The following is an 18,296-nucleotide window of genomic DNA, read 5'->3' as shown; positions in this document are numbered from 1 at the left end:
TAATATTTTTATAATTACTTTAAAATGACATTAGTGCTTTTTGCTAAATTAAAAGTTTCTAAATACTTTTCTTTAGAGTTATCGAATATAATATATTCACAAACCCAATCTAACATAGAGTTCGTTTTATATTGATAGTTGTTTAACTTAGAATTAACTACATAATAATCAAAGTTATTATATTCAATCTCCGGAGAAATTATACTTGTTATAACTCCTGATTTCTGTACTAGGAAGTGTAGCCCCATCACATACTTATTAATAATCGCATTCTCAAAATAATAAGGTATCATATAATTCACTTCTATATGATGATTAAATATATTAATTCCAAAAGCCTTATCATACATTCTAGATATCCATGCACCTGCTGGTCTAACTCCTATTTCTACAAAGTAGAATTTATTATTTTTTTCTAAAAGTTCAACATGTATCATTCCATCAGGAATATCATAGCTATTAACTATAAGTTTAATAATTTTTAATAAATGCTGTTTTGTTTCTTTATTACAAATAATTTCGCTACCAATAAACTTTGATTTTTTTGTTGCCTTATCCATAGGCTCGAAATATTTGGCAGAATTTAAATATAATATTTTGTTGGATTGTACCAATGCATCACAATGAATCAGATTACCTTCAATATATTCTTCGCATATAATTGAGTCGTTAGTATTATCTAAATATGATTTCAACTCTAAAATAGAAACACATTTACGAACTCCAATACTACCAGCTAAATTTAAAGGCTTACATATAATCGGAAAGCTAATATTAGGTAGGTTTTGCTGTTTATTAAGCTTGTAAAAGAATGGGATTTTAAGTATTTCATTAGACATACATTTATTTTCTAATTCAATTTTCATAAGATATTTATCGCGAAATATATTTATATGATCAGGCTTAAATCCTACTAGATTATATTCTTTATTTAACTTAGCAACATCATCTAAAAACATTTCTTCATCAGAAATTATCCTTATTGAATCCCCCTCTTCTAATAGCTCCTCTATTATTAATTTAATTTCATCAAGTGAAAAAAATTTAACCTGTTCATTATAACTGACTAAATTTACAATTTTACTAATCTCTTGTATGTGAGGAGGAAGATATTTCCTAAATCCAATTTCATCAGATACAATAATTAAACATTTTCTTGAATTAACTTTTGGAAGTTGTAATTTATTAAAATCATATAAATGTACCCGTGTTGGACTAATAATAGCTAAAATAGTCTCTCGCTGTATTGTTTGCTTCATAATGCTCTAAGATCTCCTATTTTTAAAAACTTATTAAATAATCAGCTATTTCTTTTACGTATGGTTGTTCTAATGTTTGATCATGATCACATTCAACATAAAGAACATTTTCCGTTCTTAAATTAATTTTTAAACCACAATTATCTGTATCACAAATTAAATTTACTAGACTAGTATAATACTCATCTTCTACATTATAGGTAGAATACTTATTACATTTAATTAGTTTTAAGCTATTTTTAAAAGCTTCCGAATCTAAATTTGAAGGCTTATATAAAGCATGTCCAGGATATACTTTTTTTAATTTTTCATACTGCTCATTAGACTTAAAATCTAACCAATTAAAAAATATTGGGTCAACTAAAAATATATTCTCAGGACATTGATTATCAAAATATTTCATTAGATTATACATTTCATATGCAACCGTAGCACCAAAAGATAATCCATATATTGAATAATTAGATAAGTTAACTTTATATTTGTTTAAAAAATATATATAAAGCTTTGCTAACTCTTGTATAGAGTCAGGAGATAGAGTATTTCTTGAGTATTTTTGATAATTATTTAAAATAACGATATTGTATTTTTCCGTTAAGTATGGACAAATAGTATTAATATAAGCTTCTGCTCCGCTGCTTCCTGGGTGTATCATGACTAATGTAGGTTTATGAACTTTTGAACCATTTAAGAATATTACAGGTTCATAGTCAATATCGTAATAATAGTCACTACATGTCAGAATATTATTTTGATTATCAACAATACTCATACAATATTCTGATATTTTAGAAAGATGCTTTATGAATAATTCTTTAATACTATTATTTTCTAATTTAGAGGTTACGCGACACTTTAATTTTCTAGATATTATCATACAATCCAAATTTAAAAATGATTTTGATTGATTATCTATGATTGTTTGTCCTACACTTTCATCAACAAAAGACCATCCATTCTGATGATTATCAAATTGACCAAGGTAATTAAAGCTTACTTTTGGTAACTCATCTATAAATTTTATTTGTTTAGAATATGACTTGATTATACCAAAACCCACACCTTTATTTGGAACAAGTCTAAACCTATCTTTAATGATTGTTATAGTATCTCCAATTGAATTTCCAATATTTAATAAAAATGGGAACATTGATGTAAACCATCCAACAGTACGACTTAGGTCTACTCTTTCATCAATTACTTCTCTACCATGTCCTTCAAGAGTTACTCCATTTATGTCATGGTTTGTCAAATCTCGAAGCATATATGCTATTGTTGACAATAATAAGTCAACTATCTCTGTGTTATAAGCCTTATTAGCTTGGTATAGCAAACAACTAGTTTCTTTTTCACTGAACTCAAATTCTATAGTTTTTATTGTCTTATCAAAACTTAATAGATTATATGATTCATTTACATTGTTTAATTGCATTAACCAATAGTATTCTTCAAATGGTATAACTTGTTTTGCATATTCTTTACAAATATCTACCCACTGCCTATAACTCGTTGGTTTTTTAGGCGGATTATTTTCTAGATAAAAATCTCTCAAATCATCTATGATTATTCTCCAAGATACAGAGTCAATAATAAGATGGTGAAAAGCAAAAAATATACGAGCACTATTATCTTCATATCCATATAAATACCTCATACTCCATAGAGGACCCTCATAGATATTAAAACCACTCTGCCATTTAGTTAATATTTCTGATATTTCTGAAGGTGATAAACCTTCTACATTCAATGACATTAACTTATGGTTTTTACCTTGTGCTTGATATATTTGTCTTTGCTTATTTTTTGAAAAAAGAATACGTAAAACATCATGATGTGAACTTAACTTCTCAATTGCTAATTCTAGTCGCTGAATATCTAGTAAATCTGTTTTTATCATGAATGCCTGATTCCAATGCTCTGAATAGTCAAAGTTCTGATCAAAAAACCACTCTTGAATTGGTAATAAATCAAATTCACCTGATAAAATACCTTGCTCAGTAAGGTATTCTTGATGGAAGCTGTTCTGTTCCAAAAAGCTAGCAAGAGACTCAATTGTTCTATATTTAAAAATATCTCTAACACTACAATTATAGCCTATCTTCCTTAACTTTGATGAAACCTGAATGCTTAGGATAGAATCCCCACCTACTCTAAAGAAATCATCTTTAATACTAAAATGCTTAATTCCTAGTATTTCTTTCCATACATTATACATCTTATGTTCTAATTGAGTTGATGGAGCTATAATCGAAGAATTATTGTTAACATCATAAAGTGGAATTTTTTCAAGTCGCGATTTATTCAATTTACCATTCTTTGTTGTTGGTAAACTTTCAAGAAAAATAAAAAATTTAGGAATCATATACTCAGGAATATGTAAGGATAGTTTTTCTGAAATCTCGAGATTTGTATACTCAATATTAGAAACATAATATGCTACTAAAATATTCTGATCTCTCGTTTCCTGATTTTTTCTATCTATAAGTAATACAACAACTTGTAAAACTCCTGGGATTTTTAATATATTTTTTTCTATATCTTGAATTTCTACTCTATAGCCTCTAATTTTAATTTGCTTATCTCTTCTTCCTATATACTCTAAATTACCATCAAGATTCCAACGAACTAAGTCACCAGTTTGATATAAACGATTGCAAACTATATGTTTATCTTTTATGCTTAAAGTTATATTTTTATGGAAAGTTTTCATAGTTAAGGAAGTATTATTTATATATCCTCTCGCTAATCCTAATCCTCCTATATACAGTTCACCAATAATATTAATACCTACTGGTTTTAAATTTTTATCTAAGACATAAACTTGTCGATTATCAATAGGTTTACCTATAGGGACCGTACTGCACAGTTTATTATCACAATTATAAAATGTTGTAAATGTTGTTGACTCAGTTGGTCCGTAACCATTTATGACTTTCATAGGACGGTCATTGATAGAAATAATTTTTTCTATTAAAAGCTTGTTTAAAGCTTCTCCTCCAATTATTAAATATTCCAATCTTTTAAATACTGAGTTATTTTGAACAAATAAATTGTCAAAAATCATTTTTGTTAACCATAATACATTAATCTTATTTTTTTCAATGTACTTTTCTAACAGTACAGCATCACTTAATAATTCTTGTTTATTTTCTGGTATTATAAGTGTTGCCCCATTTAACAAACTACACCAAATTTCAAAAATAGCAGCATCAAATGTTACATCTGCAAATTGACCAATAACATGAGCAGATTGAATATTAATCTCTGTTTGGTTATTAGCTAATGCTATAATATTTTGGTGTTCTACCATAACTCCTTTAGGAGATCCTGTAGTACCAGATGTATAAATAATATATGCTAAACTATCTGCGCTAAAATTATTCTGATATTGATAATTACTCTTATTATCAATATTTTGATCATCTATATTTAATATATCAAAAGAAGTTATATTTTTATTTGTTTGAATAATTTCATTAGATGAAACAATTAAACATGCCTTAGAATCATTTAAAATATATTCTACTCTATCTTTTGGATCATTTATAGATAATGTTACATAAGCTGATCCTGTCATTAATATAGCTAGTTTAGCAATAATTAACTCAGCACTTGGTTTTAAAAATATAGCAATAACAGTATCCTTTTGTATAGATCGATTATATATTTTAAAATATGTATCATGTATTAAGTTAGCTAAATCTTCTGCTTGTTTTTTTAACGAAATATAACTTATTTGTTGATTTCCATATATCAAAGCTATTTTTTGATTTTGGATTTTAACTTGATCATTAAAAGTACTAATTACATCAGTCGATATACTTACTAAGTTCTGATTATCTTTTATACATAAAGTATCTTGATCAATATAGAAATTTAGCTCCGAAATAGGTTTATCAATATTTAAGACAATATTTTCTAGAAGTGATTCGAATCGTTGAAGTAGGATTTCAATACTTTGATATTTGAAAAGGCTAGTCGCATAGTTAACATTAAAGGCTATATCTTCTTGACTATCATCGATAAATATACTCAAATCAAACTTCGCTACTTTAAAGTATTTATATATATCTTGTTGCTCAAAGAGATTATTAGGCTTTTTAAGTTCCTCAGCATTTTGTAATCCAAAAGCAATTTGAAATATCGGATGTTGGCTAAAATTTTGAGGTGTATTTAAATCATTAACTAACTTTTCAAAAGGATAATCTTGATGTTTTTGTATTTCAAGTAATTTATTATATACACTTACTAAAAATGTTTTAAATGAAACATCTGGATCTAAAATATTTCTAATAGCTAGAGTATTTACAAAAAATCCTACAATATCTTCAACTCCATGATAATGTCTATTAGCTATAGGACTACCTAAAACTATATCTTGCTGATCAGTTTGCTTATATAGTAAAACATTAAAGGCACTTAGCATTAATGTATAAAATGTTACAGCTTGATTCTTAGCAAGATCACGAAGTTTATTTGATAATAATCTATTAATGGTAAAAGTAAAGTCTTTACCTTTATAATCAAAATTTTTAGGTCTAGTATAATCTAATAAAAGATTTGTTTGTTGATATCCTTTAAGCTCATCTATCCAAAAGTTTTTCTGATTTTTAAGCCTTTCTTTATTCCAGTACTGGTTTTGCCATGTTGCAAAATCAGTAAATTGAAGTTTAGAATTTTCTATAGCCGATCCTTTGCGCTCATTATAATAAAACTTAACTAAATCATCAAATATAATTTTTATTGACCATCCATCTATTGCTATATGATGTATATTTAAAATAATAAGAATATCATTAGATAGTTTTTGATTAATAACCCAAACTTTAAAAGGAGGCTCTTGTTCTAAGTTAAAGTTATAATTTACTATATCACAAATTAATTCGTCTAACTCATTATTATTAACATTATCTAATTCAACAATTGGTACGCCAACATTTTGGATTTCTTGATAATATTTACAATTATCTGACTGCTTTATTATCATTTGAAAAATTTGATGATAATTAAAAACTGATTCTATTGCTTTCTTAAATTTATTAACATTTGTTTTTTCATTCAGCTTAAGTAAGAATGGATGATTGTAAACAAATTTTTGATCTTCATACTGCTGAATAAACCATAATCTTTCTTGAGAGAATGATAAAGGCGCTGTTTTACGATTTAAAATAGGAATATTTATTTCATTATTACCAATAATATTATCAATAATATTTTGTATTGTTCTAAACAGAAAAATATCATTTAAACTAACTCGTTTACCCAATATTTCACTCATTTTATGTGATGCTTGAATCGCTAATATAGAATTTCCGCCACTTCTAAAGAAATCATTATTGATACTAATACTATTTAATTTAAGTAGTTGACACCAAATCTGACAAAGACCTGTTTCAAGCTCATTCCTTGGTTCAACATAGCTGATGTTATAGCTTGTATCTATCTCAGGTAAAGCTTTATAATTAACTTTTCCATTTGTTGTTAGAGGAATAGTCTCAACATGGATATACTTACTAGGAATCATATATTCAGGAAGTATATTTGATAAGTAAGATGCAATTTCATCACAAGGAATATATTCTTTGGCTATATAATATGCAACAATATAAGATGTGGTTCCTAGTTCTGAGGAATGTTTTTTTACTGTTACGACTACTTGATCTATATTTGTAATTTGTAATAGTTGATATTCAATTTCGCTTAATTCAATCCTATGACCATTTACTTTAACTTGAAAATCATTTCTTCCCAAATATTCGATTTCACCATTTTCTAACAATCGCACCATATCACCAGTTTTATACATTTTGGAAAAACCATTTTCAATATCTTTCTTATCAGCAAAAGGATTAGGTATAAATTTCTCAGATGTCAGCTGAGTATTACCAATATACCCCCTTGCAAGACAAGGACCACTAATAAATAGTTCTCCTGCTATTCCTTGAATACAAGGTTCTAAATTTCTATCTAATATAAATAGGCTCACATTAGGTAATGCCTTACCAATTGTAATTTTTTTTACTTTTTCTAAGTTCGCATATGTAGCCCAGATAGTTGCTTCTGTAGGACCATACATATTTAATATTCTTGCTGATGTCGTTCTATTGATTTGCTGCATCAAATGTATTGTCATAGGCTCTCCACCAACTAAAATTTTTTCTAAAGTCTTTATATTATTCTCTTCTTGAGAATTAAAAATTAGCTGTGCCAATGAGGGTGTACACTGTAAGTGTGTTACATTATGCTTTTTGATAAGTTCTAATGGTGTTATATCAGTATTCTCATTAGCAAATGCTAATTTACGTAGCGTATTTAAATACTTGAGATTATCTATTACAATATCTTCATCTATACCAAAATCAATAAGACAAGCAACCTCTGTAACACCTATACCTTTAAGCTTATCAATAAATTCAATCTTAGACTCTGGTGTTCCAAATAAACCATTTTCATAATAATATCTTTGAAAAGCAATTTCCAAAAGTTCATTTTTTTCTTCTTCATTAATATTATCTGAATCCTCATTTTTGATTTGTTTTAATAAATTAATTGAACTAGAAAGATACTGCTTAAATGGCTCCTTTACCTTTGATAATGAATACTCTTCATCATCTGAAATAAACGTATGTAACATAAGAGCAATTTTGAAATCTTTTTTATCATATCCTGAATATTCTAGTCCTTGGTAGTATAATTCTATTCTTTCACTTAATTGCTCTAAAGATTGTCCAAGTAGATGTGTTAATATGTGCGCACCTTGTTCTCCTGCTCTACGAAAAGACTCAGGGTTAAAAGCAACTGTTAACCATACTGGCAAATCTTTTTGTATTGGTCGAGGCAAGGTAGATATAAATAAAGATTCTCCATCAACTCCAGGAAACTCAACACTTTCTCCTCTCCATAATTTTTTAACAATCTCTATTTTATCTTCTAACACCTCCTTTCTATTATCAAAATTTTCTGGAGCTAATACAAAGTCATTTTTATTCCATCCTGTTGCAAATGATAATTCAACACGACCTTGAGATATATTATCAATTATAGCCCAATCTTCTGCTACTCTAATTGGATCATGTAAGGGAAGTACACAGCTTCCAGTACGTATCTTAATATTAGAAGTTATTGATGCCACAGCAGCACTAGTAATTGCTGGATTTGGATAAAGCCCTCCAAAGGTGCCAAAATGTCTTTCAGGAGTCCAAATGGCAGAAAAACTATTGTCATCGGCATATTTAGCTCCCGCTAGTAATAGTCTATACTTATTTATATCTTGATTATCACTATCAGCATTATGATTTCCAAAATAGAATAGACTAAAATCTATTCCCTTATTTTCATTTATAAGTTTATTATTTTTTCTACCATTTCTACCTATTAATGGAGCAATTATTAATTTAAACCCATTCACTAATGCACCAAAAATCTCTAGGATAGATATATCAAATGTTATATTAGTTACAGATAGCAATGTGCCTTTATTACCTAGTATATTTTCTATTCCAAATAAAAAATTAACTAGACTAGCATGTTCAATCATTACTCCTTTAGGTAAGCCTGTAGTACCAGATGTATAAATGATATAAGCAAGCTGATCACCAGAAATTTTAATATTTAAGTTTCGTGAATCCTGATAACTATAATGATGAAAATCAATATTTAAATAATCTTTTTTTTCTAAAAAGAAACTACTATTAACCGTATTGTCAATAACTACTAAGTCTATCTGGGCATCTTTTAGTATATGGTTTATTCTATCTTGAGGAAATGATGGATCCATTGGCACATATGCAGCACCAATTTTTAAGGTAGCTAGCATACTTATAACCATATCTATTCCTCGGTCTAAGCAAATACCAATTATTGGTTTACTATTACCTTTATAGTTATAAGTTTTATTTTCACAAAGTTTATCTAAAATAACTCTCGCAAGTTGATTTGATTTATAATTTAAGTCATAGTAAGTCAAGCTTTCTTCTTGATATACTATTGCTATTTTTTCAGAAGAATTTATAACTTGTTCTTCAAACATATCTACGATAGTTTTAGAAATAGGTTTATTTAGTAATGATGGGTTTAATAGTTTTATTGATTTCTTCTGACACTGACTTACTGATAAAAGTATATCTTTTAATGAACTGTATTCTTTTGAAACTACTTTCTGAAGAATATAATTAAAGTTTTCAAAAAAATCTTGTATCATACTTTCTGTATAAAAACGCTCACTAAATTCTATATGTGCAAATAGTTTTTTGCTAATTTGTGTAACTGTTATTGAAAGAGGATACTTAACTTTTAATGTTTTAAATTTATTTGTAATTGGTAGCTCATCATCGATACTGTTGGGAAGATTGTGCATTGTAAAGGCAAAATCTTGTAAAATAGTACGCTTATCTTCATCAACATGAGCTAAAACATCATCAAATGAAATAGATGATAACACTAAAATATCATTAAGATTTCTTTGGCTTAAAGAAAGAAAATTAGCAACGCTCATTTCTCTAATATTAGACTCAAATGAGAGCGGTAACGCATTTATAAAAGGCCCTACAGATTCCATTAGTTGAGGCACTCTTGTTGAGAGTGTGGTTGAAATAAAAATTCTATTTTTAGCGTATATTTTAGATAAAGTTAAAGCATAAGTAGAAATTAACAAGTTAAATTCAGTGATATTAAAATCTTTGCTAAACTCTTTAATACCTCTAATTAATTTATCATCAAACTCAAAAACCACCGATTTTCCAGATACTACATTTGCATTATTATCTAATTCTATTTTTATACTATCTTCTTCAAAAGCTAATGCTTGTCGAATTCTAGAATAATATTCAGATGGCTCACAATAAGACTTTTTAACTTGTTCATATAATACATAGTCGTAATAGTGTATATTATTATTTGATTGATCTTCTACCTCTGAAATATCTTCCTCTGATGTATATTCTTTTACTTTTTGCTTAATGATGCTTAAAGATAATACATCCTCAATAATATGATGATGCATAAAGCTAACATAAGTTTCATCTAATTTTTCACAATATCCTACTTTAAAGGAAATAAGTTGATTATTTAATAAATCTAACTTTTCTGTCTCGCATTTTTGCTTCCAGACCTCAATATCGTTAAACTGAATTTCTGAATAATCAATATTAAAACTCTTTATGGGGAAAAAAGATAACTCCATTGCATCGTTAATACAACTGCGAAGTATAGGAAAACTGGCTACAATATATTTAATAAAATGCTGTAATTGATGTAACTGCATTTTACCTTTAAAGGTAAACCATAATGGAACGTTATATGTTGAACTATCTTGAAGTTTTATTACATGAACAAAAATAGATCTCTGAAGGTCTGATAACTGATATTCAGATTCAGATAAGCATGTAAATAATTTTAATATTTCACTTTTATTCGACTCATTCAAACTCAACAAATGTTTAATTGTATCGCTACTTTGTTTAACCTCTTCGAGGAAGTTTTTTGACGCATCTCCTTTTAGACCTAAGCGATTATCTTTTAAAAAAATTTGTCCGCCAGATAACCTAATCTGATAAATTATTTTTGCTGCTTTTATTATATCCATAAAATATCCTCATCTTCACCTTCATCTATCATGCTGACTTCTTTAAAACTAAAATTCTCTACTATTTCAGCAATCGTAGGGTATTTAAATAGATCTGAAACTTGTATATTGACGTTATAGTTAGACTTCATTTCATTTATCAATTTAATGCTTGTAAAAGAATTACCCCCCAGTTTAAGAAAACTATCATGTATCCCAATCTGATCAAGTTCTAAAATATTACTCCATAATATACATAATTTTTCTTCGACATCATTACGAGGCTTAACATAAGAAGCATCTAAATTGATTGTTAAAGAAGGTAAAAGCTTGTAATCTACTTTTCCATTAGCAGTTAAAGGAATATGATCTAGCACAATATAATCATATGGTAACATATAATTAGGAAGAGAGTTTGATAGCTCTTTATTAACCAAATCTTTTAAACAAAGTTGACTAACTTTTGTTTCAGGAAGAATTTTTTGCCTTTCATCAATTTTACCAAAAGCTACTGTATAAATACCATTATCAATAGTTGTTCCAAGCATGCAACTACCGATATTATCTTCATACAAGCTTTCGCTAAGACACTGTGCAAAAATACATGATTCAACAAGAAGAGACATATTAGAGCTATTATCTTTTTTATCAGATGGTGCATCTATACTTAATAAAAGATTAGCAGATTCCATAACGTGAGTTTGATAGAAATCTCCACTTCGTGTGAAAATACTTTCTTCTTTTAGCTTAATAAGAGGAATACTATTTTCATCAACGTATGCATTTCTTGTTTTGTCGTGATCTAGTATCCTAAAATTAAACTTTGTTATTGATTGTGGAGTTTCTTCAACTGGAAATAATACTAATGAGCCTAAAAATATATTATCCTGTCTTTCATCTATGAATGAGTTTAACTCAACTTTATATGAAATCCCTAGTTTATTTAAATTTGGAATTAGTAACCCCAACATGTGTCCCATTTCAATATAAGTTAATTTAAGAGAAAAGTCGTTATATAAAGGCCTAATTGCAGGCATATGCGCCACAAAATGAAAAGCATTTTTATCTAAAAATTTATTTATTAATGATTTGTTTTCAACTCCGCATAAAGCTTTTTCTATAGGGTTATAATAATATTGTCCCGCTATAATATCTGCTATATTGCTCTCAATATTTATATAAGTTCTAACACTATAGGATGAGCCTCCAGATGGATATCTATATTTTGGAATTACTTTATCTTCTAACTTTAAGCCAGAAATTTTTGAAAGTAATTCTAATAGCTCTTGTTTGTTAATAGTATTTTTAGATCGAGAACATTGGTGACTAATATTTTTTTGCACTTCATCAATTTTATTTTCTATTTGATATTTATAAATTTTAGTATCTATAAAATTTCTGTAACTTTTGCGTAATCTAAAATCAGATTCAAGCAAATCAATATCCATAGAGTAAGTTATACCTAATTTATTATCTATACCAGATTGATTAATTCTATACTGAATTATCTGATTTTCATCGTGACTAATTTCTGATAAATGTTCTTTATTATCATTCTCTGATACTAAGTAACCAATTAAGTATGACTTATTGTTTGTTTCTTGAATTTTTACTAAAGCATTTTCAACTCCTGGTAACTTAGCTAACTTTGATGATATCTCATCCAACTCAACTCTATAACCATTTAATTTTACTTGACTATCCTTTCTTCCTTCAAAAACTATATAGCCATCTCTATGCCATTTACCAAGATCTCCCGTCTTATATAACCTTCCTAATTCTGGATGATTTATAAAGCTAGCAGCTGTTTTCTCCTGATCTTGCCAATAACCTACTGCTACCCCCTGACCTCCTATATAAATCTCCCCTATCACCCCTATAGGATTATGTTGACCTTGCTCATTAAGCACGTACATCCTCTGATTTGGCATAGCTTGTCCATATGGAATAAAATTCCAATTTGGATCTATATCGTTAACTTCATACCATATACTCCAGATACTTCCCTCTGTTGCTCCTCCTAAACTCATTACAGTTATATTAGGGCATACTTCTTTAATTTGTTTAGGAAGATTCAATGGTATCCAATCACCACTCATTAAAGTAACTTTCAATGAAGGTAATTGTTTATTACTATCTCTTACATAATCAACTAATAAACTCATTAATTGTGGTACTGTATCCCAGATAGTTACAGTATATTGTTCTATTAAATCATACCAATGACTTGGCTCCTTAGTTCTTTTCTGATCTGGAAATACTATTGTCCCTCCAGCTGCCAATAAACCAAAAATATCATATACCGATAAATCAAAGCTTAACTCTGATAACGCTAATACTTTATCTTGCTTATTAATATTAAATCTCTCATTAACTGCCAATATCGTATTTACAGCTCCTTTATGAGATATGGTTACTCCTTTAGGTTTACCTGTACTTCCTGAAGTAAATATTACATAGGCTATATCATCTAAGTCTAGTTTAGATAAGCTCTCTAGCTTAGTATCAGATTTATAGTTGATAATATCTTCAATAATTAACCAATTATATTTATCCTCTATATCACTACCCTTTATACAGCCATTAAACTCAGAGCTAGATAGTAGTACTGTATCTACATTACCCTCTGATAATACTTCATCACATCTACCCCTTGGCCAATCTACATGTAATGGTAAATATCCTGAACCGCTCTGCATTATCCCTAGTGTTACCACTACTTGTCTATGACTTTTCTCACTTAATACTCCTATTAATCTACCTACTTTACATAAACCATGATCATGTAAGTATAGACTAATAGAGTTTGCATAATCAGAAATAGTCTTATAACTATATTTACCCTCATAATCAATTACTGCTATAGAAGATAAATTACTTTCTAAACTGCTTGTAAATAACTCAACTAATGTAGCTTTTACTTCTGAACGAATATAACCATTCGCCGCTTCTATTATAGATCTATCTAATTCAGGTAAAATTAACTCTGGAAGTTTCTCTTCCCAATCTGATTCCGCTAAATATTCTATTAAATCACAGTAGGCTTTATGCATCGATGAAATTACCTCTGAATCAAATAGTTGCTCAACATAATACCAGTCAATAGAGATACCCTGTTTAGTTTCTCTAGCAATATTATCAATAATACATTGAGAAGTTTGTGCTGATTCAAAGCTTATTCCTTCAAATTTATTACCAAGGAAATTCTCTGGAAATAAATTATGTCCTATTGCACTTGTAAATACATAAGGAGCAATTAAGTCATTTGGAGATAATTTATTGTACTTTCTAATATCTCTTATTACTTCAACACCACTATAACTTTTATAATCAAGATCTTTCCATAGATCATTATGTATGTTTAATAAAGTATTTTTTAATTTATTCTTATCAGATAAAGAGAATCCAAAAAGTTCTAATGTTGTAAAATCACCAACAACTTTGTCTATATCTTTATGAAAATACTCTCGATTAAACAGAGTTAAATTTATTAAACAATCATTTTGACCAGAAAATCTAGATAAAATAAAACCGTAACAAAATAATAAGACACTTGTAGCGCTTATATTTAATTTTGTAGCTTTATCAGTCAATTTGGAAAAAATGTCTTTTGAAATTTCCCTATTAAGATTACTAAAACTAATTTTTTTAATATTATTAGGGTGATTTAATAATGGTAATTGAGGATATTTCGGTAAATTAGGTATTTTTCTAGCCCAATATTCTCTAGCATCACTGTAATACTTTGTTTGTTTAAACTCAAAATTAAAATTTATATAATCACTAAATGAAACTTCTATTTTAAGAAGTTCATGGTCATTGTAAAAACTATTTAAATCATTAAATATAATTGACAAACTATAAACATCGGTAATAATAGCATCAAAACTACAATGTAGAATATATTTATTAGAGCCATCTATACTATATTTAAAATCAAACAGAGGATATTTACCAATATCAAAAACTTGATGAGACATATTTTGTCTTATAACTTGTGTATTTTCTTTATTAAGATGAAAAACTGGCACATCAGCTATAACTGATTGAGTATTTTCATTAATATTTATTATTGTCCTTAATTGTTCATGCCTTCTAATAAGCTTATTTATTGCTAATTCAAGCTTCTGCACATTTATATCATCAAAACATAGTTCTATATAGACATGGGTTGATATATTACCTAAAGTTAGACCTTCCATTCTTCCAAATAAATATGCGTTTTGTACATCTGTAAGACTAAAAGATTTAACATCTATGTTTTTTTGTAGTTTAAAGTTGAAGGCTTTATTACTAAATTTTAGATTTTCTCTTACATGTTGAGATAATTCACCTAAGGTTCTATATTTAAATAAATCACTAGCTTTTAAAAATATTCCAAATTCATTATTTATAGAAGAGACTATTTTTGTCACTAATAATGAATTACCTCCAAGATTTAAAAAACTACTATGGCTATTTAAAGTTTCAGGCTTTATTGGTAAAGTTTTTAACCATAGATTTCCAATATATTTTTCAATATTATCATATGGGTTAAATTGAGTATAATTACTAAAGTTAGTAGTTGTATTTGATAATTTCTTTCTATCTAACTTACCATTTATTGTAAGAGGAAAACTCTCCAGTTCAACTAGTATACTCGGTACCATATACTCAGGTAATACATTTGATAATTCTTCTAGCAAACTCTCTTGTTTAAATTTACCTAATTCTTGCGGCACATAATAACCTACTAAATATTTAGATTTAGTTTCCTCATTCTCTTTTGCTAATACCGCTACTTGATTAATACCTTCTATCTTTAGTAATTGATTCTCTATCTCTCCTAACTCTATCCTATACCCACGAATCTTAACCTGAAAATCATTCCTACCTATATATTCTAAGTTACCATCAGGTAACCACCTTACTAAATCTCCCGTCTTATATAATCTCGTATAATCATTAGCTATATCTAACTCTGTCGCAAACGGATTAGATACAAATCTCTCCGCCGTCAAATCATCTCGGTTAAGATAACCTCTCGCTAACCCAGCACCTCCTATATATAATTCTCCTACCACTCCTAGCGGTACTGGATATCTATACTCATCTAATACATAAACTTTTCTATTATTAATCGGTTGCCCTATAGGACAACTTTCTATCTCTATTTCTTTTGTGATCTCATAAAATGTAGTAAATGTAGTAGACTCAGTCGGTCCATAACCATTGATAATTTTTTTAGGTTTGTTTCTTTGACTAACTAAACTATTAATTAAATTAACATCTAATGCTTCCCCTCCTATAATTAAATATCTTAGCTCAGCAAAAAGATCTTTATTTTGTATGTAAATAGAGTCAAATAACGTCTTTGTTAACCATAAAATAGAGACTTTATTTTGTCTCAAAAAATATCCTAATTCTTTACTGGATGATATTAAATGTCTTATATCTTTAGGAATTATCAATTTCGAACCCAATAGTAATGAACAGAAAATTTCAAATACTGAAGCATCAAATACTGGTGATGATAAAAAAGCAAAAACATCACTTTCACTTATATCTATATTTTTATTAAATACCAAACTATTAATACTAGAGTGCTCAATCATCACTCCCTTAGGCAACCCTGTAGTCCCTGACGTATATATCACATATGCCAAATCTGTAGCTTGGCTATATTGAGAAAGGTTTGTAGCTTTCTTACCTTGGTATACAGTTTGACTATTTTGCTCATTAATTGATATAAGTAGTATATCTGTTACTTCTTTAAATCTGTATTCTATGTGGTTTTGAGTAATGACTAGCTTAGCATTAGTATTAGATAATATATGTTTCAAACGATCTGCTGGATAATCAGGATCCATCGGTACATATACACCTCCTGATTTCATCACTCCAAGGATTCCTATCACCATATCTATCCCTCTTTCTAAACATAAAGGAATTAATGTATCTGGCTTAAGTTCTTGATTTGTAGCTCGTCTATATTGCTTTCTTATATATCTTGCTAACTGATTACTTCTTTCATTTAACTCTTTATAAGTAACTTCTTGATCTTCAAAAACTATAGCTATAGCATCAGGATTCTTAAGTACTTGCTCTTCAAACAATTCATAAACCGTCCTGTCTCTTGGATAGTCATTGTCTGTCTGATTCCAATTGTAAAATATTTGATTATATTCATCCTCTGAAAAGTTGACTTTAAACTCATCAACTAAATTTACCAAAGGATATGAATTCAATTCTAAACTTTCCTTAGACAATAATATTAAGATATCTAAGATTTTATCAATATTACTATCATCTGATAACTTAAAAACACTTTTAGATAAATTAATATAAATACCTTTGTCTAATACTAATAAAGAGCTTCCTACAGTATTAGATGAATTAGTTATCATATCTAGAAAATCTTTATATTCAAAATATATTGCGACATCTATCTTTTGATCATTTATAGATTCAAAAATTTTATGACCGAAATCTATAATCTCATTCTTTAACTCTTCATGATTTTGATAATTCTGACTAATAAATATATGTAACTCTTTCATAGTTTTTTTTAAATCCAATCTCTTTGTTGAAATCCTTTTAACGAATACTCATCTAATACTCTAGTCTTTTCTAATATGTTTAAAATATTTTTTAACATAGGATGTTCTTTAGTTAATTTAAATTCTCCATAAGTATCATCAATAGCCTCTTTTATTTCTTCTATTGATAGTCCTATTGATTTCAAAATCTGTTCATCAAAAGCAATTTGTACTTCTAAATCAAGATATAGTTCTATAAACTCTGCTAACACATTACCTATATGCTTTTTATATTCATTATTCAAATTCATCCACACATAAGAAAGTAATTTATAAAAAACTCCAGAATGACGGGTTTCATCTGTTAAATGATCTTTTATTATTTTTTGAAAATATGGATGTGTTTCTTCTTTATCAGTCATTGTTACTATTTCTTTAGTTAATGTATTTTCTGCTAAACAAACACATATAAATTCAAACACATTATGATACTTAGTATTTAACTTACTTTTTATATTACTAATCGCCTTTTCTATTTCTATTGTTTTCGGTAGTTCCAGAGGGGAAACTCCTGTTTCTTCCTTAATTTGTAATATGGCATCAAAGGCTACATATGCATGATATGCTTCATCTACCATTATCGTATATAAATTAATTTTTTGTTCATCATCAAAAGTAATACCATCTATTTTATCTGAGATAGCCTTCAGAATTACTTCATTAACAACTCTTGTTTCTATAGAAGCGATATCATTTGAGTATTTATATAATGATTGAATTAACAGAAACTCTCTTGCTTTTTCACCTTTTAATGAAATATACGGATGTATAGCCAAAGGTGCTCTTGATATTGGGTAATAGTACCCTGTTGCGGCTTTATCATATACTATTCTTGAACGGCTTCTAACTGTCGCTCTTCTTTCCCATTTTTCTTGCAACAAATTTATCATATTAAAC

At 28.0% G+C, this 18,296-nt stretch carries 3 protein-coding genes and 1 pseudogene; all 4 read right to left on the bottom strand.

Annotated features, from left to right (window positions below; translation table 11 throughout):
- Positions 1–14 precede the first annotated feature (14 nt).
- The 4 genes and pseudogenes from FNO12_RS04490 to FNO12_RS04475 all read right to left on the bottom strand — a co-directional run bounded on the left by FNO12_RS04490 (position 15) and on the right by FNO12_RS04475 (position 18,289).
- On the bottom strand, positions 15–1,259 hold the full coding sequence (locus FNO12_RS04490; protein WP_014715400.1) for an ATP-grasp domain-containing protein: 1,245 nt from the start codon (positions 1,257–1,259) through the stop codon (positions 15–17).
- Between the two features lie 844 nt (positions 1,260–2,103).
- Positions 2,104–10,842: pseudogene (locus tag FNO12_RS04485) on the bottom strand (amino acid adenylation domain-containing protein); the annotation flags it as partial.
- A complete protein-coding gene (locus FNO12_RS04480; protein ID WP_048349407.1) occupies positions 10,833–17,378 on the bottom strand; it encodes a non-ribosomal peptide synthetase in 6,546 nt (2,181 codons plus the stop codon). The pseudogene FNO12_RS04485 and the gene FNO12_RS04480, both read right to left, overlap by 10 nt.
- The gene (locus FNO12_RS04475; protein WP_041257385.1) at positions 17,369–18,289 is read right to left on the bottom strand and encodes a diiron oxygenase; all 921 of its coding nucleotides are present in this window, start codon (positions 18,287–18,289) and stop codon (positions 17,369–17,371) included. The genes FNO12_RS04480 and FNO12_RS04475 overlap by 10 nt, the downstream gene beginning before the upstream one ends.
- Positions 18,290–18,296: the final 7 nt, after the last annotated feature.

The sequence above is a fragment of the Francisella orientalis FNO12 genome, assembly GCF_001042525.2.
GTDB classification, from domain to species: domain Bacteria; phylum Pseudomonadota; class Gammaproteobacteria; order Francisellales; family Francisellaceae; genus Francisella; species Francisella orientalis.
The sequence above is the reverse complement of the archived record's forward strand: the minus strand, read 5'-3'. Positions and strand labels throughout refer to the sequence as shown.

What these genes read in the sequence shown, in the direction of transcription:
- FNO12_RS04490 (WP_014715400.1), bottom strand. Translation starts at nt 1,259, where the DNA reads ATGAAGCAAACAATACAGCGAGAGACTATTTTAGCTATTATTAGTCCA.
- FNO12_RS04475 (WP_041257385.1), bottom strand. Translation starts at nt 18,289, where the DNA reads ATGATAAATTTGTTGCAAGAAAAATGGGAAAGAAGAGCGACAGTTAGA.